This is a genomic window from Lysobacter sp. 2RAF19 (assembly GCF_052115395.1).
Taxonomy (GTDB): domain Bacteria; phylum Pseudomonadota; class Gammaproteobacteria; order Xanthomonadales; family Xanthomonadaceae; genus Noviluteimonas.
Genome location: NZ_JBFRGO010000002.1, coordinates 786,088 through 810,233, shown reverse-complemented (window position 1 = coordinate 810,233; position 24,146 = coordinate 786,088). Strand labels below are relative to the sequence as shown.

Below are 24,146 nucleotides of genomic sequence, written 5' to 3'. Positions count from 1 at the left end.
TTTCCTCGAGCACGATCTGCGCCACGCGCGCCGCCGCATCGGGGCGCGCGATGGAACGCGCGGCTTCGGCCATCGCGCTGCGCTTGACCGGATTGCCGCGCAGGTCGATCAACACGTTGCGCAACTGGTCGGCGAGCGCGTCGTCCTGCGGCAACAACACGGCGGCGTTGCGCTCGACGAGATACTCGGCGTTGCGCGTCTGGTGGTCGTCGACGGCCTGCGGGAAGGGCACCAGCACGCTGCCCACGCCCGCGGCGCAGAGTTCGGCGAGCGTGAGCGCACCGGCGCGGCAAACGACGACGTCGGCCCACGCATAGGCATCGGCCATGTCGGCGATGAAAGGCTCCACGCGCGCGGCGATGCCGGCGTTGGCGTACGCGGTGTCGGCATCGGCGCGCAGCTTCTCGCCGCACTGGTGGCGCACTTCGATCGTCGGATCGTTCAGCGCCTGCAACGCCTTGGGCACTGCCATGTTCAGCGCGCGCGCGCCCTGGCTGCCGCCGAGGACGAGCAGGCGCATGCGGTCGTTGCCGCGCGCCATGCGCAGTTGCGGCGGCTGCACGGCGGCGATTTCCTCGCGCACCGGATTGCCGACGACTTCGGCGATCACGCTGCTGGCGAAAGTCTGCGGGAAACCGGTCAACACGCGACGCGCCATGCGCGCGAGCACGCGATTGGTGAAGCCGGGCGCGCGATTCTGTTCGTGCACGATCAACGGAATGCCCGCCAATCGCGCGGCCACGCCGCCGGGACCAGCGGCATAACCGCCGAAGCTGATCACCGCGCGCGGACGACGATGGGCGATCACGCGCGCCGCTGCACGAACGGCATTGAGCACGCGCACCGGTGCGGAGAGGAGCGTGAGGATGCCCTTGCCGCGCAAGCCTTTCACCGCGATGGTGTCGATCGGCACGTCGTGCTGCGGCACCAGGCGCGTTTCCATCTGGCCATCGGCGCCGAGCCACGTCACTTCCGCGCCGCGCGCGCGCAAGGCACGCGCGACCGCCAGGCCCGGGAAGATGTGGCCGCCGGTGCCGCCGGCGAGAATCATCACGCGCGCGGTGGCCGTCATGCGGTCCTCCCGAGCGTGGGTTCGACGCGCTGGCGCAGGCGGCTGGTGCCGCGCACGCTCGCAGTGGCGGCCGTCGTCACCGGCGGCTGCGTCGTCGCCGGCACGTTGCCCGGCGCCGGTTGCAGCGCTTCGCCGCGCAGGCGCGCGACCTGGCGCTCGGCGCGCTCCAGTTCATAGGACACGCGCAACAACAGGCCGATCGCCATGCTGGTCATCAGCACGCTCGAACCGCCCGAGGAAATCAGCGGCAGCGTGAGGCCCTTGGTCGGCAGCAGGCCGAGGTTCACGCCGATCGAAACGAAGCTTTGCAGGCTCATCCACAGCGCGACGCCGAACGCGCAATAGCCGGCGAAATGGCGCCGCATCTCGACGCACTTCAGCCCGATCCAGAACGCGCGACCGGCGAGCAACGCATACAGCGCGATCACCAGCGCAACGCCGACCAGGCCCAGTTCCTCGGCGATCACCGCGAGGATGAAGTCGGTGTGCGCTTCGGGCAGGTACGATAGCTTCTGCACCGACGCACCCAGGCCGACGCCGAAGATTTCGCCGCGGCCCACCGCCATCAGCGCATTGGTGAGCTGGTAGCCGCTGTCGAACGGATCGGCCCACGGATCCATGAACGACGTGAAGCGGCGCACGCGATACGGTTCGGCGATCGCGATCGCCGCGAGGATCGGCAGGCCGACCAGCACCGGGCCGAACATGCGCGGCATGTTGACGCCGCCGAGCACCAGCATGCCGGCGGTGATCGCCAGGATCAGCGAGAGCGAACCGAAGTCCGGTTGCAGGATCAGCAGGCCCACCAGCAGCGCGGCGACGCCGAGCGGCTTGAGCATCGCCATCCACGTCGCGTTGACTTCATCGCGGAAGCGCACCAGATAGCTGGCGAGCCACACGATGTAGAGCAGCTTCACCGCTTCGACGGCCTGGAAGTTGGACACGCCGAAGTTCAGCCAGCGGCGCGCGCCGTTCACGGTGCGGCCGATGCCGGGCACGAACACCGCGAGCAGCAGCGCGAAACACGCCAGCAGCAGCAGGTGGTTCTTCGCTTCGATGGTCTTGAGCTCGGTGCGCATCATCCAGAACGCGAGCGCGCAACCGCCGGCGAGGAACACCAGGTGGCGGATCAGGAAGTAGAACGGCCCCACGTGCATCCCTTCGCCGATGGCGATGGAGCTGGAGGCGACCATGACCACGCCCAGCGAGGCCAGCGCGATCGCCGCGCCCATCAGCCACGGATCGAAGCGGCCTTCGATCGCGTCCAGCCGCGTCGCCTGGTGCCGGCCGTTGTTGCCGTCGCTCATCAGCGCACCTTCAACGTGGCGAGACCGACCAGGACGAGGATCACGGAGATGATCCAGAAGCGCACGATCACGCGCGGCTCCGGCCAACCCTTGAGCTCGAAGTGGTGGTGGATGGGGGCCATGCGGAACACGCGCTTGCCCGTGAGCTTGAACGAGGCGACCTGGATCATCACCGAGAGCGTCTCGACGACGAAGATGCCGCCCATGATCACCAGCACCAATTCCTGGCGCACGATGACCGCGATCGTGCCGAGCACGGCACCCAGCGCGAGCGCGCCGATGTCGCCCATGAACACCATCGCCGGATAGGTGTTGAACCACAAGAATCCGAGCCCCGCCCCGGCGATCGCCGCGCAGATGATCACCAGTTCGCCCGCGCCAGGCACCGGCGGGATCTGCAGGTATTCGGAGAACACCGCGTTGCCCGATGCATACGCGAACACGCCGAGCGCGCACGCGACCAGCACGCTGGGCATGATCGCCAGGCCGTCGAGGCCGTCGGTCAGGTTCACCGCGTTGGAGAAGCCGACGATCCAGAAATACGCGAGTGCGACGAAGGTGATCGACGCCAGCGGCAGGGCGACGGTCTTGAAGAACGGGATGTAGAACGTGGTGGCCGCCGGCGTATCGGCGGTGTACCAGAGGAACAGGCCGGCGCCCAGGCCGAACAAGGACTGCAGCAGATACTTCCAGCGCGACTTCATCCCGTTGGGATCGCGCTTGACGATCTTGATCCAGTCGTCCCACCAGCCGATCGCGCCGAAGGCGATCATCACGCCGAGCACCAGCCACACGTAACGGTTGCGCAAATCGCCCCACAACAGCACCGATGCGGCGATCGTGAGCAGGATCAGCGCGCCGCCCATCGTCGGCGTGCCCGCCTTGGAGAAGTGCGACTGCGGGCCGTCCTTGCGGATCGGCTGGCCACCCTTGAGCAGCGCCAGGCGGCGGATGATCGCCGGCCCCCACCACAGCGACAGCGCCAGCGCGGTGAGCGCGCTGAGGATGCCGCGGAACGTGAGGTATCCGAAGAGCCCGAACAGGCTCTGGAGTTGTTCCAGCCAGCGGAAGAGTTCAAGCAGCATGCGGAGCGTTCCCCTCGTCGCGCAGCAACGCCGACACGATCTTGTCCATCGCGCTTCCGCGCGAGCCCTTGACCAGGATGCGGATGCCTTCGCGCACGTCCTGCGCTTGCAGGTCGCGCTCCAGCGCCTGCGCCAATGCAGCGTGCGTTTCGAAATGCCGACCGCCCTCGCCGAACGCTTCGACGGCGTGCCCGCTCAACGCGCCGAGCGCGTACAGGCGCGCGATGCCCGCGCTCTTCGCGCGACGGCCGGCTTCGGCATGCAGCACTTCAGCATCCGCGCCGAGTTCGCGCATGTCGCCGAGCACCAGCCAGGCGTGATCGCCGCTCGATGCGAGCGTATCGATGGCGGCGTTGAGCGAACCGGGGTTGGCGTTGTAGCTGTCGTCGATCAGCACCGCGCCGTCGTGCAGGCGATGCGTGACCAGCCGGCCGGCGACCGAGCGCGCGCGGGCCAGGCCGTCGGCGATCACTTCCGGGTCGATGCCCGCGCCGAGCGCGATCGCCGCGGCAGCGAGTGCATTCAAGACGTTATGGCGGCCGGGCAGGGACAGGCCGACTTCGACTTCGCCGATCGGCGTGACCAGCGTGAAGTGCGCGCTGTCGGGCAGCAGGTCGATCGCGTGCGCGGTGACATCGCTGCTCGCTTCCAGGCCATAGCGGATGAGCCGGCGGCCATGCGCGCGTTCGGCGAAATATGGTGCGAAGGCATCGTCGGCATTGATCACGGCCACGCCGTCGGCCGGCAGCGCGTCGTAGATCGCGCCCTTGGTGTCGGCCACGCCGAGCAGGCTGCCCATGCGTTCCAGGTGCGCGGGCGCGATGTTGTTGACCACGCTGATGTCCGGACGCGCGATCGCGGTGAGGTATGCGATGTCGCCCGGCTTGCCGGCGCCCATTTCGTACACGGCGATCTGCGCCTGCTCCGGCGCATCGAGCACCGCGAGCGGCAAGCCGATCTCGTTGTTGCGATTGCCCGGATTGGCGTAGACCGCGCCTTCTTCCGGGAAGGCCGCGCGCAGGATCGCGAGCACGAGCGTCTTCACGCTGGTCTTGCCGTTGCTGCCGGTGATCGCGATGACTTTCGTCTTGCGTTCGCGTTGCACGCCGGCGGCGAATGCGGCGAGCGCGCGTTCGGTGTCGGCCACGATCAATTGCGGCAGCGGCGAATCGATCTGGCGCGAGACGAGCGCGGCGATCGCGCCGTTGCGCGCGGCCATCGGCAAGTGGTCGTGGCCATCGAAGCGCTCGCCCTTGAGCGCGATGAACAGCGGGTGGCCCTTCGGCATCGCGCGCGTGTCGGTGGCGAGGACGTCGACCAGGACGTCATCGCCCACGACACGGCCCCCGACGAGGTTCGCGATGCGGCTCAGCGGCATGGGGTTCATGGGCGCGCCTCCGATGCTCGCCGTTGCAGTGCACGGCTCGCGACATCCGTGTCGTCGAAGGGATGGCGGATGCCGTCGATTTCCTGGTACGGCTCGTGCCCCTTGCCGGCGATGAGCACGATGTCGTCCGGGCCGGCTTCGCCGACCGCGCGCGCGATGGCCTTCGCGCGGTCGCGTTCGATGGTCAGGCGCGGATCCACGCGCATCGCGTCGCTGAAGCCGGCGAGGATGTCGTCGACGATGCGATCGCCGTCTTCGCCGCGCGGGTTGTCGTCGGTGACGAACACGCGGTCGGCCAGGCGCTCGGCGATCGCCGCCATCTGCGGGCGCTTGCCGGTATCGCGTTCGCCGCCGCAGCCGAAGACGCAGGCCAGCTGCGCGGCGGCGTGCGCGCGCAACGAGGTCAGCGCTTGTTCGAGCGCGTCGGGCGTGTGTGCGTAATCCACGACGACCAGCGGCGCGTCGCCTTGCCCGCCGAGGCGGTTCATGCGGCCGTGGATCGGCTGCAGGCGCGACAACACGTCGGCGACCTGGGCAGGCGCGTGGTCGAGCGCCACCAGCGTGCCGGCGACGGCGAGCAGGTTGTCGACGTTGAAGCGGCCGAGCAGCGGCGAGCGCACCGGATGACGTTCCTCGCCGACCACCAGGTCGAAGGAGACGCCGCGATTGTCGAGCGTGATGTTCTCCGCGCGCACCATCGCATCGCGATCGCCGCGCGCGCTCGCGCCCACGTGGCGCACGGTCTTGGGCAGCGCATCGAACATCGCGCGGCCGTAATCGTCGTCGAGGTTGATCACCGCCGCGCGCAGGCCGGGCCAGCCGAACAGCTTGGCCTTCGCGGCGCCGTAGCTGGCCATGTCGCCGTGATAGTCGAGATGGTCGCGCGTGAGGTTGGTGAACACGCCGACGTCGAAATGCACGCCGGCCACGCGGCCCTGGTCGAGCGCGTGCGAGCTGACTTCCATCGACAGCGCCTGCGCGCCCTGGTCGCGCAATTGCGCGATCAACTGGTGCACCTGCAGGACCAGCGGCGTGGTGAAGCCGGTGGGCACGACCTGTCCATACAGTCCCGCACCGAGCGTGCCGATCGACGCCGCGCGCGTGCCGAGCAGCGTCCACGCTTGCGCGAGCAACTGCACGGTGGAGGTCTTGCCGTTGGTGCCGGTGACGCCGACGGTGGTCAACGCATGCGACGGGAAATCGTGGAAACGATCGGCCAGTTCGCCCAGGCGCGCGCGCAAACCGGGAACCGGGATCGCATCGGCGGGCGCGGGCGCGTTTTCGGGCGCCGGCGGTTCGAACAACACCGCGCGCGCGCCGCTGGCTTTGGCCTGTTCGGCGAACAGCAATCCGTGCGCGCCGAAGCCTGCGATCGCGACGAACGCATCGCCCGGCGTCACCGCGCGGCTGTCCATCACCAGGCCGGTGATTTCCAGGTCGGCAGGCACGGCCTCGACATCCGGCAGCAAGTCGGCCAGGCGCATCGCGCGGGTCATTGGCGCGCTCCCTGCGTCGGCGCGACCGGCAAGGCCACCGGCGCGGCAGGCACGGGCGTCGCGACGGCGCCGGGCTTGTTCTTCGGCGCGCGCTTGGCTTCGGCGGCGGCCTGCACGGCGAGCCATGCATCCAGGTCGTCCGGCGCGACATCCATCAGGCGCAGCGCGCCATCCATCACGTGCTGGAAGACCGGCGCCGAAACCAGGCCACCGACATAGGCGAGTTCGGGTGCGGGATCGTTGATCACCACGACCATCGAGAAACGCGGATTGCTCGCCGGCACCAGGCCCGCGAAGAACGCGACGTAGCGGCGCGAGTAACCGCCCGCACTGGCCTTGCGCGCGGTGCCGGTCTTGCCGGCGACGCGATAACCGAGCACGCGCGCCTGGGTCGCGGTGCCGCCGGGCATCGTCACCGTCTCCATCATCCGCAAGACTTCGTTGGCGACCACCGGATCCATCACCTGGTGGGCCTCGTTGCGCTGGCCTTTCACGAACGTCGGCGCGACCAACTTGCCGCCGTTGCCGATCGCAGCGTACGCCTGCGCGATCTGCAGCGGCGTCACGCTCAGGCCGTAACCGTAGGCCATCGTCTGCTTGCTCGTCCCGCTCCAGCGGTCCGGCGCCGGCAGCAGGCCCGCCGCTTCGCCCGGGAATCCGCTTTCGGTCGAGCGCCCGTAGCCGAGCTTGCGCATGTAGTCGTAGAACGTGCGGTCCGCCAGGCGGTGCACGATCAGCGCCGCGCCGACGTTGGAGCTCTTGGTGATCACGCCCGTGGTGTCGAGCACGCCGTAGTTGTGCGTGTCGGTCGTGCGGAAGCGGCCGTTGGGGATCCAACCCGGATTGGTGTCGAATCGCGTGGACGGCGTGATGACGTGGTTTTCCAGCGCCGCGGCGACCGTGATCGGCTTCATCGTCGAACCCGGCTCGATGAGGTCGGTCACCGCGCGATTGCGGTGGGCTTCGCGATTGGCGCTTTCCACCGCGTTGGGATTGAACGACGGCAGGTTCGCCATCGCCAGCACTTCGCCGGTGGTGACGTCGAGCACGACGGCCGAACCGCTGCTCGCGCCTTTTTCCAGCAGCGCATTGCGCAGTTCGCGATAGGCGAGGAACTGGATGCGGCGGTCGATCGACAGCGTGAGGTCCTTGCCCGGCAACGCGGCGCGGACCAGGTCGACGTTCTCGACGATGCGGCCGCGACGATCGCGGATCACCTTCTCCGCGCCGGGCGTGCCGCGCAGCCATTCGTCGAAGGCCAGTTCCAGGCCTTCCTGGCCGCTGTCGTCGATGTCGGTGAAGCCGAGCACGTGCGCGACGGCGTCGCCCTGCGGATAGAAGCGGCGGTATTCGCGCTGCGAGAACACGCCGGGGATGCCGAGCTTGATGATGGCCTGCGCCGTTTCCGGGCGCATGCGGCGCTGCAGGTAGACGAATTCCTTCGTCGCACGCTGCGAAAGCTTGCGCGCGAGGTGGTCGGACGGCACGCCGAGCGCCTTGGCCAGTTCCGGGATGCGCTCGGGCGACTTGAGCAGCAGCTGCGGATTGGCCCAGATCGATTCGACCGGCGTGGACACCGCCAGCGGTTCGCCGTTGCGATCGGTGATCATGCCGCGCGAGGTGGCGATCGGCATTTCGCGCAGGAAACGTGCGTCGCCCTGCGCCTGGTAGAACTTCTGGTGCACGACCTGCAGGTCGAAGGCGCGGCCGAGCAGCGCGGTCGAACACAGGGCCAGCGTGCCGGCGACGATCGCAAGGCGCCCGCGCAGGTTGAACTGCGCACGCCCGCGCGGCTTCTGCCGCTGCGCACCGAACAACGCGCGCAGGCGGCCGACACCGTTCGGGCCGCGCTTTTCATTCGGCGGCATCGGCCTCATGGGCGCACCACCACGGTTTCTTCGGCCGACGGGAAGGCCATGCCCAGCTTGTTGCGGGCGACCTGGTCGATGCGATTGGCTTCGGCCCAGGTCGCCTGTTCCAGCTGCAGGCGACCGAAATCGATGTTGAGCTCGTCGCGCTGGCGCTCCAGGCGCTTGAAGGCGACGAACAACTGGCGGTGTTCGTGGCGTGCGTACACCACGCCGATGGCGGAGGCGACGTTCGCCGCGACCAGGAGGAACATCAGGCTGCGCAGGAACATCACGCGGCCTCCCCGAGTTTTTCGGCGACGCGCAACACGGCGCTGCGCGCACGGGGATTGGCGGCGAGCTCGGCGGTGTCGGCCTTGGTCGCATCGCCGATCATGCGCAGCGTGGGCACGAAGTCGGGCACCACCGGCATGCGGCGGTTGGTCGGCGGCGCCTTCGCGTGGCGCGCGATGAACTGCTTGACGATGCGATCTTCCAGCGAATGGAAGGAAATCACCGCCAGCCGCCCGCCGGGATTAAGGCAGGCCAGCGCCGCGTCCAGGCCGGTTTCCAGATCGGCCAGTTCGCGGTTGATGAAGATGCGGATGGCCTGGAAGGAACGCGTGGCCGGATGGATCTTGGAGTCGCCGCGCGGCATGACCGAGGCGATGAGTTCGGCCAGTTGCGCGGTGCGCTCCAGCGGTTGCGTTGCGCGGCGCGCGACGATCGCGCGCGCGATGCGGCGCGATTGGCGTTCTTCCCCGTAGGTGAACAGCACGTCGGCGATTTCGCGGTCGTCGGCGCGCGCGAGCCACTGCGCGGCGCTTTCGCCCGAATCCGGATCCATGCGCATGTCGAGCGGGCCGTCCTTCGCGAAGGAGAAGCCGCGTTCGGCGACATCCAGCTGCGGCGAGGAGACGCCGAGGTCGAGCAACACGCCATCGAGGCCTTCGCGGACCAGGTCCCAGTGCGCGAGGTCGGCGAAGCTGCCGCGACGGATCGCGACGCGCGCATCCGTGCCGAACTTGCGGCCGGCCTCGGCGATCGCCTCGGGATCCTTGTCCATCAGCAGCAAGCGCCCTCCTGCGCCCAACCGTTCCAACACGCCGGCGGCGTGGCCGCCGCGGCCGAAAGTGCCATCGAAGTAACGTCCGTCGCTGCGCACACGCAGGCCTTCCATGACCTGCGCGAACAAGACCGGAAGGTGGGCGGACCGGGCATCCGCGCCACCGCCGGTCACAACTGCAATTCCAGCAACCCGTCGCCCAGGTCGTCGTCCGACAAGGTCTGCCGGATCTGCGCCAGGTGCGACTGCTCGCTCCACAGTTCGAATTTGTCGCCCATGCCCAGCAGCACGGCCTTCTTTTCCAGGCCGGTTGCGTTGCGATGGCTCGCGGGCAGCGAGATGCGTCCGCTGGCGTCGGGTTCGACGAAGGTGGCCGCGCCGACCAGCTTCAGCTGCAGGTTGCGGCTGACGCTCTTCGTGCGCGGCAAGGCATTGACCTGGTCGCGGACGCGTTCCCAGGCCGGCATCGGGTAGATGTAAAGGCAACCCGCATCGAAGGGGCTGTAAGTGACGACCAGGCGGTTCCCGCATTCGCGCGCGACGACATCCCGGTAGCTGGTCGGAATGGCCAGCCGGCCTTTGTCGTCGATTGTGATGGCGGTCTCACCCTGGAACATCGCCCTGCCCGGTTTTGCCCGTCTGCCGCGGGCTCGTTAGGATGGGTCTCCACGGATTTCCCGGAATCCCCACGAGTCGCCACGTTAGGCCCCGCCCACAGGGTTGTCAACAGGCTTGGGGACAAGATTTCGCTTTTGCCATCAATGGCTTGCAGCGAACTTCAGAGTCTGGATCAAGAGTTATCCACTAAGCGCTGATCCGTCTCAAATTTTGAGATTTGGCCCCTCCCGCCCCCGGACCCGCCCCCACCCGCCGGGCGCCGCTTCTGACACAATCCCCGGCGGCGGAGTCGGCCAGGCAACCGCGTCGCGCGCAAGCGCGCCGAGGAAAGTCCGGGCTCCACAGGGCACGGTGCCAGGTAACGCCTGGGCGGCGCGAGCCGACGGAAAGTGCAGCAGAAAGAAACCGCCGATGGCCCTCCGGGGATCAGGCAAGGGTGAAATGGTGCGGTAAGAGCGCACCGCGAGTCCGGTAACGGACCGGCACGGCAAACCCCACCGGGAGCAAGGCCAAATAGGGACCTCATGACGTTGCCCGCGTCGGGTCCGGGTAGGCTGCTTGAGGCGCATCGGCGACGGTGCGTCCAGAGGAATGGTTGTCCACGACAGAACCCGGCTTATCGGCCGGCTCCGCCACCAAAGAGCCCGCGCATGCGGGCTTTTTGGTGGGCGATCAACTGCCGTACAAGGCCTTGCGGGGGGCGCCGCTCAATTCGGCCGCGAGTTTCGCCGCAGTCGACGGCGGGAGATGCTCGCCGAGTTTCGCGTACAGGCGGCGGCCTTCGATGAGGCGCGCATCCTCGTCTTCCCCCGCACCTTCCACCAGGACCACGAACTCGCCCTTGCGCTGGTTCGCATCGGCGGCCACGCGCGCCTGCAGGTCCTCCAGCGTGCCGTCCAGGACCGTTTCGAACAGCTTGGTGAGCTCGCGCGCGATGACCGCGCGGCGTTGCGCGCCGAAGATCGCCGCCATGTCGGCCAGCGTTTCCTCGATGCGGTGCGCCGATTCGTAGAACGCGAGCGTGCGCGTTTCCGAGGCGAGCGGCGCGAGGCGTTCACGGCGCGCGTTGCCCTTCGCGGGCAGGAAGCCTTCGAATACGAGGCGATCGCTCGGCAATCCCGCCACGCTCAGTGCGGCGACGAAGGCGCACGCGCCCGGCACCGGGCTCACCGCCATCCCCGCCGCGCGCGCGGCGCGCACGAGGCGAAAGCCCGGGTCGCTGACCAAGGGCGTCCCCGCATCGGACACCAGGCCCAGCGATTCCCCGGCCTGCAATCGCGCGACGAGCTTGTCGGCCAGTTGTTCCTCGTTGTGTTCATGCAGCGCCACCAACGGCCGTTCCAGCCCGTAGTGCGCGAGCAATTGGCGCGTGTGGCGCGTGTCTTCGGCGCAGATCGCCGAGACGTTGCGCAGAGTGTCGAGCGCGCGCGGCGAGAGATCGCGCAGATTGCCGATGGGCGTCGCAATCACGTACAGCGTGCCGGGTCGAACTGGGGAGGACATCGGGAACCCTTCGGCGAAATGCGCACGTCGACGATGGCATCGACGGGCGGGCGGGTAGAATCCTAGCCGCTTCCCCCCACGCCGCGCCCGCGGCCGAGGTATCGATGCGTTGGAACAGGATGTTGACCCGGGCCCATTGGCTGCGTGACGTGCCGCTGCGTGCCGTGCTGCTGGGTGTGCTCGCGATCGGCATGGCCGGTTGCGCGACCGTGAAGGTCTCCGGGCCCGAAACCGCCGGCCATGTGTTTTCGCCGGCCTTCGCGCAGGCGCGCGACCTGGCGCGCAACGCCGCCACGCTTCCCGCGGCGCAACGCACGGAGAACGACCGCGCGATCGAGAAGCTGCTCGCCGGCCTCGACGATGCCACGCTTTCCGCCGACGCCGCAGCCCTGCCCGCCGGCGACGCGCTGTATCCCCAGGCCGGCCACGCCTTGCAGCGTCGCGGGCTGCCGCTGCCGCGGCCTTTCGATCGCGGTGCGTGGAAATTCGACGCGGGCGCGCGCCCGCCCGCCGAACGCGATGGCTATCGCCCGCCCGTGAAGCTCGCCGTGCTGCTGCCCCTGTCGGGCAGCCTGGCGCCGGCCGCGGCGCCGGTGCGCGATGGCTTCCTTACCGGTTACTACGGCGAATCGCGGCGTCGCCCCGAAGTCGCGTTCTACGACACCGCCGGTACGCCGGGCGGCGCGGTGGCCGCGTACCAGAAGGCGGTCGCCGAAGGGAACGACTTCGTGGTCGGTCCGCTCGGTCGCGATGAGGTCAATGCGGTGTTCCGCGATGCAGGGGCAACCGTGCCGATGCTTGCGCTCAACCGTGCGTCGATCCCGCCGCCGGCCGGCAACGCGAGCTTCTCGCTCTCGCCTGAAGACGACGGCATCGCCGCCGCCGAATTCCTGCGTGCGCACAACGCCAGGCGCGTGCTCGTGATCGCGGGCGTCGACGAAGGCATGCATCGTGCGGTGTCCGCCATGCGCGACGCATTGGCCGAGCGCGGCGGCACCGTGGTCGAAACACTCGACATGGGCGGCGATGCCGCGTCGTTGCTCGCGCGCCTGCAGGCCTCCGTGCAGAAGGCCGGGCAGGTCGACGCGGTTTTCCTCGCCACGCGCGCATCCGAAGCGCGCGCGGTCGCGCCCTTGCTGCGCTCCACCGGCCTGGGCGAAAAACCGCTGGTGGCGACGTCCGCATTGGCATCGGGAACGGGCAAGCCTGCCGACGACTTGGTGCTCGACGGCATCGTCTATCCCACCGAACCGTGGACGGTGCGCGGCATTTCCGGCCTGCCCTCCGCGGCGGGCGTCGCATCGCAACTGAAGACCGCGCGCGGTCCTGCGGCGCGCCTGTTCGCTTTCGGGTACGACGCTTGGTTGATCACGGCGTACCTGGAAAAGCTCGCGCTGGATCCCAACGGCGTGGTGCAGGGTGCGACCGGCACGCTGCGCCTGGATCCGGTCGGCAACATCCTGCACACGCCGACGTGGTCGACGTTCCGCGGCGGCTCGCAAGTCCCGCTCGCGGATGCGCCCGCGCCCTGAGGCGACCCTCGATCGCCGCGCGCGCGGCGCCGCCGTCGAGGCCGCCGCGCTCGCGTATCTCCAAGGCCAGGGATTGCGCTTGCTCGCGCGCAACGCCGCGAGCAAGGTCGGTGAAATCGACCTCGTGCTGCGCGATGGCGCGAGCGTCGTGTTCGTCGAAGTGCGCTATCGCGCGCACGTCGGTTACGGCGGCGGTGCGGCGTCCGTGGATGCGGGCAAGCGGCGCAAGCTGGTGCGCGCCGCGCAAGTCTTCCTGTTGCGAAACCCGGCGCTGTCGCAATCGCCATGTCGCTTCGACGTCGTGGACGCGAGCGGCGATCCCGACGCGCCCGACCTGCGCTGGATCCGCGCCGCCTTCACGGCCTGAGGCCATCGGCCTGCCGAAGCGCACTTGACGCTGGCCGCCCCCGGCGTTGCGATGCACGCACCCTGCCCCGCGAGGTGGCCATGTCGTTCGTTGCCCGCCACACCGTCCTTGCGCTCGTATTGCTCGCGCTGTCGGGCGTCGCGAATGCGCAAGCGGCTGCACCGCGCACCTTGCGCGTCCTGTTCATCGGCAACAGCCTCACCTACGTCAACGATCTGCCGTCGACCCTGCGCGCGATCGCCGCATCGCAGCCCACGCCGGTGATGATCGAAACGCAGACCTTCGTCGCCCCCGGTGGCTCGCTCGCCGATCGCTGGCGCGACGGCAAGGCCGCCGCCGCGCTCGGCGCCGGGCACTGGGACGCATTGGTGCTGCAGGAGCGCGGCGGCGTGCTCGCGTGCATGGTCGACAGCGAGCAACGCAGCTCCGCGCAATGCCGCGCGAGCGAACACGCGCATCGCGAATTCGCCGCGCGTGCGAAGGCGACGGGCACGCAGGTCTACATACTCGCGACCTGGGGCCCCGACGATGCATGGCAAACGAAACTCGACCGCGCGGCGAAGCAGATCGCAGCGCGGATCGACGCAACCGTGGTCCCGGCGGGTACGGCGTTGCGGGTATTGGCGCATCGCAACGGAACGCCATCGACCTTCCCCGACGGCCTGCATCCCAGCCTGATCGCCACGCTCGTGATGGCGACGCAACTCCACCACGCCATCGTGGGTGCGTGGCCGGTGCCGGCCGATGTCACGCTGGCGTTCGCGCTGTTGCCGGCGAATGCGGCGGTCACGCCCGACGCACCGATGGAATCGCAAGCGCAGCTCAAGGGCGCGCCGAAGAAGACCGTGGTGAAAGCCGACGCGATGTCGACGGTGATCGCCGCCGCGAAATGATCAGGCGAAGTGGCGCCAGCCCGTGGTGCCCGGCATCCATTCCGCGCCCTGCGCATCGCGCACGACCACCGGGCCCGCCGTTCGCGGCACGATGCGCCCGATCGCCGTGATGCAGACGTCCGCGTTGCGTGCAGCCGTCTCCACCGCCTCGCGCACTGCCGCCGGCGCGGTGAAACACAACTCGTAATCGTCGCCGCCCGCCGATTGCAGATGGCGCCGCGCGTCGCCGCCGAATTCCGCGCACAACACGTCGGACGCCGGCAAGGCATCGACATCCACCTGCGCACTCACGCCGCTCGCCGCGCACACGTGCGCCAGATCCGCGAGCAACCCATCGGACACGTCGATGCACGCGCGCGCGATTCCGCCCAACGCACGCCCCAACGCTACGCGCGGCGTCGGTCGATCCAGGCGCTCGCGCAAGCCCGGATCGATCAATGCACCTGCGCGCCACTGTTCCAGCGCGGCGGCGGCATCGCCGAGCGTGCCGCTCACCCACACCAGGTCGCCTTCGCGCGCCGCGGCGCGACGCAATGCGCGCGCGGGGTCGACGAAGCCGTGCACGGTCGCGGAAATCGACAAGGGCCCGCGCGTCGTATCGCCACCGACCAGCGCCACGTCATGGAGGACCGCAAGACGCATGAAGCCTTCGAGGAAGGCATCGAGCCAGGCCGCGTCGGCATCCGGCAAGGACAGGGACAAGGTGCACCACGCGGGCGTGGCGCCCATCGCGGCGAGATCGGACAGGTTCACCGCCAACGCCTTCCAGCCGATGTCGGCGGGCGGTGTTTCGACGGGAAAGTGAACGCCCGCATTGAGCGTGTCGGTGGCCACCACCAATGCGTGGCCCGCGGGCACTTCGAGCAGCGCGGCATCGTCGCCGATGCCCAGCAGCACGTCCTCGCGCGTCGTCGTCGCGCGGCGGCGGATGCGTTCGATCAGGTCGAACTCGTTGCTCACTTGCGCGAGGCGTCGAACTCCGCCGTGCGCCACGCGGCGGCTGCATGGTCGAGCACACCATTGACGAAGGTGTGGCCGTGCTCGGAGCCGAAGCGCTTGGTGGTGTCGATCGCTTCGTTGAGCACCACGCGATACGGCACGTCGACGCGATGGCGAAGTTCGTACGCGGCGATGCGCAGCGCGGCGCGTTCGATCGGGTCGACTTCCTCGACGGTGCGATCCAGGAACGGCTGCAGGGCCGCATCGAGTTCGCGCACGTTCTTCATCACGCCGGTGACGAGGTCTTCGAAATACACCAGGTCGGCGATCTCGTGCGCCTGCTCGTGCGCGAACTGCGCGATGATCTGCTGGGCCGTGCCGCCCGACATCTGCCAGGCATACAGCGCCTGCAGCGCGCGGCGCCGCGCGCGCGAACGGTGGACCGGGTCGATGCCGTCGCGGCGTCGGTTCAAGGCAGCTTCTCCAGCAGGTTGTGCATTTCGATGGCGGCCAGCGCCGCTTCTTCGCCCTTGTTGCCGTGGCTGCCGCCGGCGCGCGCTTCGGCGTCCTGGAACATTTCCACTGCGAGCACGCCGTTGAGAACGGGCACGCGATAGTCGAGCGACACGCGCATCAGACCCTCGGCGCAACCATCGGCGACGTGTTCGTAATGCCGCGTGTCGCCGCGCACGACGCAACCCAGCGCGACGATCGCCACGTGCTTGCCGGCGGCGCCCAGTTTCGCGGCGGCGACCGGCAGTTCCCACGCGCCGGGCACGCGCACGAAATCGAGCGACTCGGCCGGCACGCCGTTGTCCAGGAAGGCCTTGCGCGCGCCTTCGACCAGCGCATCGGTGATGCGCGGGTTCCAGCGGGCGGCGAGGATGGCGAAGCGGGCGCCGGGTGCGGCGCGCAGGTCGCCTTCGATGAACTTCATGAGGGGGGCGTCGGTGGCGGGGCCGCGGGGGGCGCGCAGTTTAGCGCGCGGGCCATTCGACATGCGCCACGACCTCCAGGCCGAAGCCCGCCAGGCCCACCTGCTTGCGCGGCGTGCCCAGGACGCGGAGCTTGCCCAGGCCGAGGTCGGCCAGGATCTGCGAACCGGCGCCGGTGCGGCGCCACTCGGCGAGCGCGCCCGCGCGGTCCTGCGGCGCAGGCGGCTGCTCGCGGATGCGGGCCAGCACCGCCTCGGCGTCCGGGGCCTCGCCCAGCAGGACGAGCGCACCGCGGCCTTCGGCGGCTATCGCCTGCAGGACGTCGCCCACGGCCGGCCCGAAATCCGGGCGGCGCCAATGCACGGCGTCGGCCAGCGGATTGAGCGCATGCACGCGCACCAGCGTGGGCACGCTCGCGTCCGCATCGCCGCGCAACAGCGCGAAGTGCAGCGCGCGACTCACGCGATCGCGATACGTGTGGAGCGTGAAGGGACCATGCTCGGTGTCGATCTCGCGCCGGTCGACGCGCTCGATGGTGTGTTCGGTGGTGAGGCGATAACGGATGAGGTCTTCGATCGAACCGATCTTCAAACCATGCTCGCGCGCGAAGACTTCCAGCTCCGGGCGACGCGCCATGCTGCCGTCGGGATTGAGGATTTCCACCAGCACGCCCGCCGGTTCGAAACCGGCGAGCTGCGCCAGGTCGCTCGCCGCCTCGGTGTGCCCGGCGCGGCTGAGCACGCCGCCGGGTTGCGCCTGCAGCGGGAAGATGTGGCCGGGCTGCGAGAGATCGTCCTGCTTGGCGTCGGGTTTCACCGCCGTGCGGATCGTGTGCGCGCGGTCGTACGCGGAAATGCCCGTCGTCACGCCTTCGGCCGCTTCGATCGACACGGTGAAGTTGGTCCCGTGCGGTGAGGTGTTGTCGCGCACCATCGGCGGCAGGCCGAGTTGGCGGCACCGCTCGCGCGTCAGCGACAGGCACACCAGGCCGCGCGCGTGCGTGACCATGAAGTTGATGTCGCCGGGCCGCACGACTTCGGCGGCCATGATCAGGTCGCCTTCGTTCTCGCGGTCTTCGTCGTCGACGATGACGACCATGCGGCCGGCGCGCAGTTCGTCCAGCAGTTCGGGGATGGTGGCGAAGCTCATGCGTGGTTGTCTCGTTCTTTCATCAAGCGCTCGACGTAACGCGCGAGCATGTCCACTTCCAGGTTCACTGCATCGCCCGCCTTCGTCTCGCCGAAGGCCGTGTGCGCGATCGTGTGCGGCACCAATGCGACTTCGAAACCGGCATCGTCGACGGCATTGACCGTGAGGCTCACGCCGTCGACGCAGATCGAGCCCTTCGCCGCGATGTACCGGCGCAGCGACGCAGGCGCCGCGAACACCCAGCGTTGCGCGCGCCCGTCGTCCCAGGTGTGCGCGACCGTGCCCACGCCATCGACGTGTCCGCTGACCAGATGGCCGCCAAGGCGGTCGGTCGGCAACATCGCGCGTTCGAGGTTCAGCGCGCGGCCGATCGGCAGATCACCGAGCGTGGTCAATGCGAGCGTTTCGTTCGAGGCATCGGCTTCGAAGCCCGTGTCGTCGAATGCGACCACCGTCAGGCAAGCCCCGTTGACGGAAATGCTTTCGCCCATGCGCACATCGGCGTCCTTGCCCCACGGCAGGGTGCCGACGTCGATGCGCAAGCGCGCGTCACCACCGCGCATCTCGCGCGAAGCCAGCCGGCCCACGCCGGCGATCAATCCGGTGAACATCAGTCCTCCAACTTCCGACGCGCGTGCACGAACATCGGCCAGCGCAGCACGCGGATCATGTCCGGGTCGCCCCAGGCTTGCGCGATCGCGTCGGCGTGCGCCGCGACCGGGTCCGACCCATTGGCATCGATGTAACGCTTGGTCGCCGAATAACTGGCGAAGTACCCCAGCATGCGCGCGAGGTTCCACTGTGCACGCAGTTCGAACACGGGCGGTTCGATCCAGTCGAACGGAAACGCGAAATCGCGGTAGGCCTCGTCGATCAGGCGACGTTCCGGCGGCCAATACGGTTCGATGGCGTCGCGGAAAGGCTGCAAGGCCGCATCCAGTTCGACCGGCGCGATCATGTCCTGGTAGCCCCACGCCAGCAGCACGCCGCCGGGCTTGAGTACGCGCGCGCATTCGGCGAAGAACGTCGACTGGTCGAACCAGTGCAACGCCTGCGCGACGCACACCGCGTCGGCCGTTCCGTCGCCGAGCGTCGTCGCTTCGCCGGGCTCGACGCGAAAGGTGACATTCGAAGGCCCATGCGCCTGCGCGATCTGCGCGGCGCTCGGATCAGTGGCATGCACGCGGTCGAACATCGGCGCCAGATCGCGCGTCGCCTGGCCGCTGCCGCACCCCGGCTCCCACGCCAGGCCATGGACCATCACGATCGATTCGATCCAGCCGTACAACTGCGGCGGATAGTCCGGCCGCGCCTGCGCGTACTGCGCGGCGACGGCGGAAAAGTGATCCTTGAAACTGTCGTTCATTGCGGCGCGCGGCCCGGATGCACGAAGACACGGATGTCCTCGCCGATGCGGCGCGTTTCGGCGACATGCATGTTCAGGCGTTCGGTCATCTCGTCGATGTGCAGGTTGTCGAACAGCGGCCGCGCGCGTTCGCCCAGCATCACCGGCGCGACATACAACAACAATTCGTCCACCAGGCCCGAGGTGAGGAAGGCGCCGGCGAGCGTGGCGCCCGCTTCGACCTGCACTTCGTTGATCCCGCGCTCGGCGAGCAGCTTGAGCACGGCGGCGATGTCCATGCGCCCGGCTTCGACCGGCACCGCGACGTGATCGGCTTCCACGCCGCGCGGCATGCGCGCATCGGGGGCGTGGATGTACAAGGTCGGCGCACCACCCTCGCGCACATGGCCGCGTTGCACGGTCGCCAGGCCCGGATCGAGCACCACGCGCAGCGGCGGCACGAACGGGGTGTCGTCGCCCAGGCGCACGGTGAGATGCGGATCGTCGATCAGCACGGTGCCCGCGCCGGTGAGGATCGCGCCGGCGCGTGCGCGCCACTTCTGCACGTCGCGCCGCGCGGCTTCGCCGGAAATCCACTTCGAATCGCCGGAGGCCAGCGCACTGCGGCCATCCAGGCTCGTCGCGAGCTTCACGCGCACCCACGGGCGCCCGCGTTCGATGCGCGAGAGAAATCCCTTGTTGAGCTGGCGCGCCTGCGCTTCCATCAGGCCGATGTCGACCTGGATGCCGGCGGCGCGCAATTTTTCGAAACCACTGCCGTCGACTTCCGGGAAAGGATCGCGCATCGCACCCACCACGCGCGTCACGCCGGCGGCGATCAGCGCATCGGCGCAAGGCCCGGTGCTGCCGACGTGCGAACACGGTTCGAGCGTGACGTAGGCCGTCGCGCCCCGCGCGCGTTCGCCGGCGGCCTGCAACGCGAAGACTTCCGCGTGCGGCCCGCCCTTGCGCTCATGCCAGCCGGTGCCGACGACTTGATCGCCCTGCGCGATCACGCAGCCGACCATCGGATTGGGTTTGGTCGTGTACGCGCCCTTCTCGGCCAGGCGCAGCGCGCGGGCCATCATGGCGTGGTCGGTGGCGGTGTAGGCCTGTTGCGGTTGCGACATCATTCTTCGCGCACGTAAGCGCCGCGTTCCTGGTTCTTGCGGAAGTCATCCATGTCCCACGGCCACGACGGCACGAGCTCGCCGTCGTCGATGCGCAGGTGCATGCGGTCGAATTTGGTTTCGGGCATTTGCGGCGGAAAACCCATTTCGGCAACGACCAGGTCGATGCCGTCGCCCGCGCGCGACCACTTGCCGCGTGCGGCCAGGTCGAGCGCACCGTAGGTGAAGAACCATTCGAACGTGCCGTCGGCTTTCAACCGCAGGCCCGAACCGGTCTCCATCACGCCGTCGAGATGGTAATCACCCGCGAGCGCGGCTTGCGTCGCAGGCGCGGCATGCTGCGTTGCATCCTGCGCGATTGCCCCCGGCGCCCAGGCCAGCGCGACGGCGATGAGCAGGGCGCGCAGTGCGTTCACCGGCGCCGCGCCTTCTCGCCCGGCTCGCCTTCCAGCAGGGGCAACTGCCCCTCGCCCGGCGGCAACTCGCGTTCGAGGCGGTCGAGCTCCTCGCGGAAATCGGCGACGTCCTCGAAGGAGCGATAGACCGATGCGAAGCGCACATAACCGACGTGGTCGAGCTTGCGCAGTTCGGCCATCACGAATTCGCCGACGCGGCGCGATGCGAGTTCGCGCTCGGTCGTCATGCGCAGTTGATGCACCACCGCGCGCACCGAGGCTTCGATCTGTTCCTCGGACACCGGGCGCTTCTGCAGCGCGCGATCGAAGCCGAGGCGCAACTTGCGCGCGTCGAACGCTTCGCGCCGGCCATCGCCCTTGATGATCAACGGCAACTTCAGTTCGATGGTTTCCAGCGTCGAAAACCGCTCCCCGCACGCCTCGCACTCACGGCGCCGCCGGATGGTGGCGCCGTCTTCGGACACGCGCGAATCGATGACGCGGGTGTCGACGTGCTGGCAGAAGGGGCAATGCATCAGGGCGTCTTTGGGGAATGGGGAATGGGGAATGGGGAATTGTTGGTGCGCATCATCTTTTCGCGAAGCGACTTTCTCAGGGATTGGAGGAGCTTGCCGTTCTTCAGGATCTGGTGTTCCAGTTGTGCGGCAGCGGCCAGCGCGATGAAGCCCAAGCGCGACGACAGCATCACCTGCGTGTGGAGCTCGGAAAGTGACCCTCGCGCCATCGACAGGAAGCGCAAATAATCTCGCAGCCCTTCACGCCCGTTACCCTCGGCGATGCACGACGGAACGGACACGGCGGACCTCCGCAGTTGCGCAGTCAGCCCGAACCGCTCTTCGTTGGGAAACGTGCTCGTCACCGCATACACCTGCTCGGCCAACTCCATCGCTTCATCCCATACCCGCAAATCCCTGAAATCCATTCGCCCCTCCCTGGACGAAGCCCTGGAACTCCTTCGTATCAACTATTCCCTATTCCCTGATCCCTATTCCCTGCTTTTCAGCCGTACACCGGGAATGCCTTGCACTGCTTCGTCACTTCATCGCGCACGCGCTTGATCACGTCCGCATCGTTCGGCGCATCGAGCACGTCGCAGATCCAGTTGGCCAGCGCGACGCATTCGGCTTCGTTGTAACCGCGCGTGGTCACCGCCGGCGTGCCCAAACGCAGGCCCGAAGTGACGAAGGGCTTTTCCGGATCGTTGGGCACCGCGTTCTTGTTCACGGTGATGTGCGCCTTGCCGAGCGCGGCTTCGGCGTCCTTGCCGGTGATGCCCTTGCCGATCATGTCGACGAGCATCAGGTGGTTTTCCGTGCCGCCGGAGACGATCTTGTAGCCGCGCTTGATGATGGTCTTCGCCATCGCCTGCGCGTTCTTCACGACCTGCTGCTGGTAGGTCTTGAATTCCGGCTCCAGCGCTTCCTTGAAGGCCACGGCCTTCGCCGCGATCACGTGCATCAGCGGGCCGCCCTGGATGCCGGGGAACACGATGGATTGCAGCTTCTTTTCGAGTTCTTCGTTCGCCTTGGCCACGATGATGCCGCCGCGCGGGCCGCGCAGCGTCTTGTGCGTGGTGGAGGTCACCACGTGCGCGTGCGGCACGGGGTTGGGGTACACGCCGGCGGCGACGAGGCCGGCGACGTGCGCCATGTCGACGAACAGGTAGGCGCCGACCTTGTCGGCGATGGCGCGGAACTTCGCCCAGTCCACGACCTGCGAGTACGCGCTGAAGCCGGCGACGATCATCTTCGGCTTGTGTTCCAGCGCCAGGCGCTCGACTTCGGCGTAATCGATCAGGCCCTTCTCGTCCACGCCGTACTGCACGGCGTTGAAGAGCTTGCCGCTGATGTTCACCTTCGCGCCATGCGTGAGGTGGCCGCCGTGGGCGAGCGACATGCCGAGGATCGTGTCGCCCGGATTCAGCAAGGCCAGGTACACGGCCTGGTTGGCCTGCGAACCCGAATGCGGCTGCACGTTCGCGTAGTCGGCGCCGAACAGCTGCTTGCACCGTTCGATCGCCAGGCGCTCGGCGACGTCGACGTATTCGCAGCCGCCGTAATAGCGCTTGCCGGGATAGCCCTCGGCGTATTTGTTGGTCAGCTGGCTGCCCTGCGCTTCCATCACGCGCGGGCTGGCGTAGTTTTCCGACGCGATCAGCTCGACGTGGTCTTCCTGGCGGCGGTTCTCGCCGGCGATGGCGGCTGACAGTTCGGGGTCGAAACCTTCGATGCGGGCGTCGCGAGGGAACATTCGGCGGTCCGGAGGCGTGGGGAAAGGCGGCAAGTTTAGCGTTTCGGGGCGCCCCGGCGGCCGGCGTCCCCTATAATCCCGCGATCCCGAATACCCCTCGCGGCCCTGCTCTCCGGCAGCTCGCCCGCGCCCGCCTGCGGAGCATCGATGCAATACATCTACACCATGAACGGCGTCTCCAAGACGGTGCCGCCGAAGCGCCAGATCATCAAGGACATCTCGCTGTCCTTCTTCCCGGGCGCCAAGATCGGCCTGCTGGGCCTCAACGGCGCCGGCAAGTCGACCGTCCTGAAGATCATGGCCGGCGTGGACACCGACTTCAGCGGCGAAGCCCGCCCGCAGCCGGGCATCAAGGTCGGCTACCTGGCGCAGGAACCGCAGCTGGACCCGGCCATGACCGTGCGCGAGGCCGTGGAAGAAGGCGTCGGCGAGGTGCTGCAGGCCCAGGCCGCGCTCGACCGCATCTACGAGGCCTACGCCGAGGAAGGCGCGGACTTCGACAAGCTCGCCGCCGAGCAGCAGCGCCTGGAGTCGATCCTGGCCGCCGGCGACGCCCACACCCTGGAAAACCAGCTCGAAGTCGCCGCCGACGCGCTGCGCCTGCCGCCGTGGGAGGCCATCGTCGGCAAGCTCTCCGGTGGCGAGAAGCGCCGCGTCGCGCTGTGCCGCCTGCTCCTGCAGAAGCCGGACATGCTGCTGCTCGACGAACCGACCAACCACCTGGACGCCGAGTCGGTCGAGTGGCTGGAGCAATTCCTCGCCCGCTTCCCGGGCACCGTGGTGGCCGTCACCCACGACCGCTACTTCCTCGACAACGCCGCCGAGTGGATCCTCGAACTCGATCGCGGCCGCGGCATCCCGTGGAAGGGCAACTACACGCAGTGGCTCATCCAGAAGGACGAGCGCCTGAAGCAGGAAGAGTCGGGCGAAAAGGCGCGCCAGAAGGCGATCCAGAAGGAACTCGAGTGGGCCCGCCAGAACGCCAAGGGCGGCCGTTCGAAGGGCAAGGCGCGCTTGCAGCGCATCGAGGAACTGCAGTCGGTCGACTACCAGCGCCGCCAGGAAACCAATGAAATCTTCATCCCGCCGGGCGAACGCCTCGGCGCGAAGGTGCTGGAGTTCAAAAACGTCTCCAAGCGTTTCGGAGAGCGCCTGCTGATCGACGACCTCAGCTTCATGGTCCCCGCCGGCGCGATCGTCGGCATCATCGGCCCCAACGGCGCCGGCAAGTCGACGCTGTTCCGCATGATCATCGGCCAGGAAACGCCAGATAGCGGTTCGATCGAGATGGGTTCCACCGTCAAGCTGGCCTACGTCGACCAGAGCCGCGACAAGCTGGAAGGCAACCACAACGTCTTCCAGGAAGTCTCCGGCGGCGCGGACATCCTCAACATCAACGGCATCGAGATCCAGTCGCGCGCCTACATCGGCCGCTTCAACTTCAAGGGCCAGGACCAGCAGAAGATGGTCGGCGCGCTGTCCGGCGGTGAGCGCGGCCGTTTGCACCTGGCCAAGACGCTGCTGCAGGGCGGCAACGTGCTGCTGCTCGACGAACCGTCCAACGATCTCGACGTCGAAACGCTCCGCGCGCTGGAAGACGCGTTGCTCGAATTCCCCGGCAACACCTTCGTCATCTCGCACGACCGCTGGTTCCTGGACCGCATCGCCACGCACATCCTCGCCTTCGAAGGCGACTCGCACGTGGAGTTCTTCCAGGGCAACTACCGCGAGTACGAAGAAGACAAGAAGCGTCGCCTCGGCGAAGAAGGCGCGAAGCCGCACCGCCTGCGTTTCAAGGCCCTCAAGTAA

The 24,146-nt window shown here is 68.3% G+C and carries 24 protein-coding genes, 1 other RNA gene and 1 pseudogene; 5 read left to right on the top strand and 21 right to left on the bottom strand.

Annotated elements, in window-relative coordinates; all coding sequences use genetic code 11:
* Position 1: 1 nt before the first annotated feature.
* The 9 genes and pseudogenes from murG to mraZ all read right to left on the bottom strand — a co-directional run.
* Positions 2–1,072: pseudogene (gene murG / locus AB4059_RS10670) on the bottom strand (undecaprenyldiphospho-muramoylpentapeptide beta-N-acetylglucosaminyltransferase); the annotation flags it as partial.
* Positions 1,069–2,379 (bottom strand): putative lipid II flippase FtsW, encoded by a 1,311-nt coding sequence (ftsW, locus tag AB4059_RS10665; RefSeq protein WP_498978878.1) that lies wholly within the window; start codon positions 2,377–2,379, stop codon positions 1,069–1,071. The gene ftsW and the pseudogene murG, both read right to left, overlap by 4 nt.
* Entirely contained in the window at positions 2,379–3,464 is a 1,086-nt protein-coding gene (gene mraY, locus AB4059_RS10660) for a phospho-N-acetylmuramoyl-pentapeptide-transferase (protein ID WP_498978877.1), read from the bottom strand. The genes ftsW and mraY overlap by 1 nt, the downstream gene beginning before the upstream one ends.
* Entirely contained in the window at positions 3,454–4,851 is a 1,398-nt protein-coding gene (locus AB4059_RS10655; RefSeq protein WP_498978876.1) for a UDP-N-acetylmuramoyl-tripeptide--D-alanyl-D-alanine ligase, read from the bottom strand. Before AB4059_RS10655 ends, mraY begins: the two co-directional genes overlap by 11 nt.
* On the bottom strand, positions 4,848–6,347 hold the full coding sequence (locus AB4059_RS10650) for a UDP-N-acetylmuramoyl-L-alanyl-D-glutamate--2,6-diaminopimelate ligase (protein WP_498978875.1): 1,500 nt from the start codon (positions 6,345–6,347) through the stop codon (positions 4,848–4,850). Before AB4059_RS10650 ends, AB4059_RS10655 begins: the two co-directional genes overlap by 4 nt.
* On the bottom strand, positions 6,344–8,215 hold the full coding sequence (locus AB4059_RS10645) for a peptidoglycan D,D-transpeptidase FtsI family protein (RefSeq protein ID WP_498978874.1): 1,872 nt from the start codon (positions 8,213–8,215) through the stop codon (positions 6,344–6,346). The genes AB4059_RS10650 and AB4059_RS10645 overlap by 4 nt, the downstream gene beginning before the upstream one ends.
* A 5-nt stretch (positions 8,216–8,220) precedes the next feature.
* Entirely contained in the window at positions 8,221–8,487 is a 267-nt protein-coding gene (gene ftsL / locus AB4059_RS10640; protein WP_498963612.1) for a cell division protein FtsL, read from the bottom strand.
* On the bottom strand, positions 8,487–9,443 hold the full coding sequence (gene rsmH / locus AB4059_RS10635) for a 16S rRNA (cytosine(1402)-N(4))-methyltransferase RsmH (RefSeq protein ID WP_498979062.1): 957 nt from the start codon (positions 9,441–9,443) through the stop codon (positions 8,487–8,489). The genes ftsL and rsmH overlap by 1 nt, the downstream gene beginning before the upstream one ends.
* The gene (gene mraZ, locus AB4059_RS10630) at positions 9,431–9,877 is read right to left on the bottom strand and encodes a division/cell wall cluster transcriptional repressor MraZ (protein WP_498963614.1); all 447 of its coding nucleotides are present in this window, start codon (positions 9,875–9,877) and stop codon (positions 9,431–9,433) included. The genes rsmH and mraZ overlap by 13 nt, the downstream gene beginning before the upstream one ends.
* A gap of 286 nt (positions 9,878–10,163) precedes the next feature.
* Between mraZ and rnpB the strand changes: the two genes are divergently transcribed.
* An RNA gene (gene rnpB, locus AB4059_RS10625) (RNase P RNA component class A) lies at positions 10,164–10,513 on the top strand.
* 37 nt (positions 10,514–10,550) lie between these two features.
* On the opposite strand, the gene rsmI is transcribed toward rnpB, so the two are convergent.
* Entirely contained in the window at positions 10,551–11,381 is an 831-nt protein-coding gene (gene rsmI / locus AB4059_RS10620) for a 16S rRNA (cytidine(1402)-2'-O)-methyltransferase (RefSeq protein ID WP_498978873.1), read from the bottom strand.
* A gap of 119 nt (positions 11,382–11,500) precedes the next feature.
* Between rsmI and AB4059_RS10615 the strand changes: the two genes are divergently transcribed.
* From AB4059_RS10615 to AB4059_RS10605, 3 genes are all read left to right on the top strand, one after another.
* Positions 11,501–12,913 carry a penicillin-binding protein activator gene (locus AB4059_RS10615; protein ID WP_498978872.1) on the top strand — a complete coding sequence of 471 codons (1,413 nt, stop codon included), beginning with the start codon at positions 11,501–11,503 and terminating at the stop codon, positions 12,911–12,913.
* Positions 12,897–13,280 carry a YraN family protein gene (locus AB4059_RS10610; RefSeq protein ID WP_498978871.1) on the top strand — a complete coding sequence of 128 codons (384 nt, stop codon included), beginning with the start codon at positions 12,897–12,899 and terminating at the stop codon, positions 13,278–13,280. Before AB4059_RS10615 ends, AB4059_RS10610 begins: the two co-directional genes overlap by 17 nt.
* Positions 13,281–13,360: 80 nt before the next feature.
* On the top strand, positions 13,361–14,173 hold the full coding sequence (locus tag AB4059_RS10605; protein WP_498978870.1) for an SGNH/GDSL hydrolase family protein: 813 nt from the start codon (positions 13,361–13,363) through the stop codon (positions 14,171–14,173).
* On the opposite strand, the gene thiL is transcribed toward AB4059_RS10605, so the two are convergent.
* The 11 genes from thiL to glyA all read right to left on the bottom strand — a co-directional run bounded on the left by thiL (position 14,174) and on the right by glyA (position 22,337).
* A complete protein-coding gene (thiL, locus tag AB4059_RS10600; RefSeq protein WP_498978869.1) occupies positions 14,174–15,133 on the bottom strand; it encodes a thiamine-phosphate kinase in 960 nt (319 codons plus the stop codon). It lies immediately after the preceding gene.
* Positions 15,130–15,585, bottom strand: a complete 456-nt coding sequence (nusB, locus tag AB4059_RS10595; protein ID WP_498978868.1) for a transcription antitermination factor NusB — start codon at positions 15,583–15,585, stop codon at positions 15,130–15,132. The genes thiL and nusB overlap by 4 nt, the downstream gene beginning before the upstream one ends.
* Positions 15,582–16,049 (bottom strand): 6,7-dimethyl-8-ribityllumazine synthase, encoded by a 468-nt coding sequence (gene ribH / locus AB4059_RS10590; protein WP_498978867.1) that lies wholly within the window; start codon positions 16,047–16,049, stop codon positions 15,582–15,584. Before ribH ends, nusB begins: the two co-directional genes overlap by 4 nt.
* A 40-nt stretch (positions 16,050–16,089) precedes the next feature.
* Positions 16,090–17,196 carry a 3,4-dihydroxy-2-butanone-4-phosphate synthase gene (gene ribB, locus AB4059_RS10585; RefSeq protein ID WP_498978866.1) on the bottom strand — a complete coding sequence of 369 codons (1,107 nt, stop codon included), beginning with the start codon at positions 17,194–17,196 and terminating at the stop codon, positions 16,090–16,092.
* Positions 17,193–17,807, bottom strand: coding sequence for a riboflavin synthase (locus tag AB4059_RS10580; protein ID WP_498978865.1), 615 nt, complete (start codon positions 17,805–17,807; stop codon positions 17,193–17,195). Before AB4059_RS10580 ends, ribB begins: the two co-directional genes overlap by 4 nt.
* Entirely contained in the window at positions 17,807–18,562 is a 756-nt protein-coding gene (locus AB4059_RS10575; RefSeq protein WP_498978864.1) for a class I SAM-dependent methyltransferase, read from the bottom strand. Before AB4059_RS10575 ends, AB4059_RS10580 begins: the two co-directional genes overlap by 1 nt.
* On the bottom strand, positions 18,559–19,674 hold the full coding sequence (gene ribD, locus AB4059_RS10570; protein ID WP_498978863.1) for a bifunctional diaminohydroxyphosphoribosylaminopyrimidine deaminase/5-amino-6-(5-phosphoribosylamino)uracil reductase RibD: 1,116 nt from the start codon (positions 19,672–19,674) through the stop codon (positions 18,559–18,561). The genes AB4059_RS10575 and ribD overlap by 4 nt, the downstream gene beginning before the upstream one ends.
* On the bottom strand, positions 19,671–20,087 hold the full coding sequence (locus AB4059_RS10565; protein ID WP_498978862.1) for a hypothetical protein: 417 nt from the start codon (positions 20,085–20,087) through the stop codon (positions 19,671–19,673). Before AB4059_RS10565 ends, ribD begins: the two co-directional genes overlap by 4 nt.
* Complete coding sequence (gene nrdR / locus AB4059_RS10560; RefSeq protein ID WP_498978861.1) at positions 20,084–20,602, bottom strand: transcriptional regulator NrdR; 519 nt, start codon at positions 20,600–20,602, stop codon at positions 20,084–20,086. Before nrdR ends, AB4059_RS10565 begins: the two co-directional genes overlap by 4 nt.
* Positions 20,602–21,009 (bottom strand): four helix bundle protein, encoded by a 408-nt coding sequence (locus AB4059_RS10555; RefSeq protein WP_498978860.1) that lies wholly within the window; start codon positions 21,007–21,009, stop codon positions 20,602–20,604. The genes nrdR and AB4059_RS10555 overlap by 1 nt, the downstream gene beginning before the upstream one ends.
* Positions 21,010–21,086: 77 nt before the next feature.
* Positions 21,087–22,337, bottom strand: coding sequence for a serine hydroxymethyltransferase (gene glyA, locus AB4059_RS10550; RefSeq protein WP_498978859.1), 1,251 nt, complete (start codon positions 22,335–22,337; stop codon positions 21,087–21,089).
* A 147-nt stretch (positions 22,338–22,484) separates the two neighbouring features.
* Between glyA and ettA the strand changes: the two genes are divergently transcribed.
* Positions 22,485–24,146 carry an energy-dependent translational throttle protein EttA gene (ettA, locus tag AB4059_RS10545; protein ID WP_498978858.1) on the top strand — a complete coding sequence of 554 codons (1,662 nt, stop codon included), beginning with the start codon at positions 22,485–22,487 and terminating at the stop codon, positions 24,144–24,146.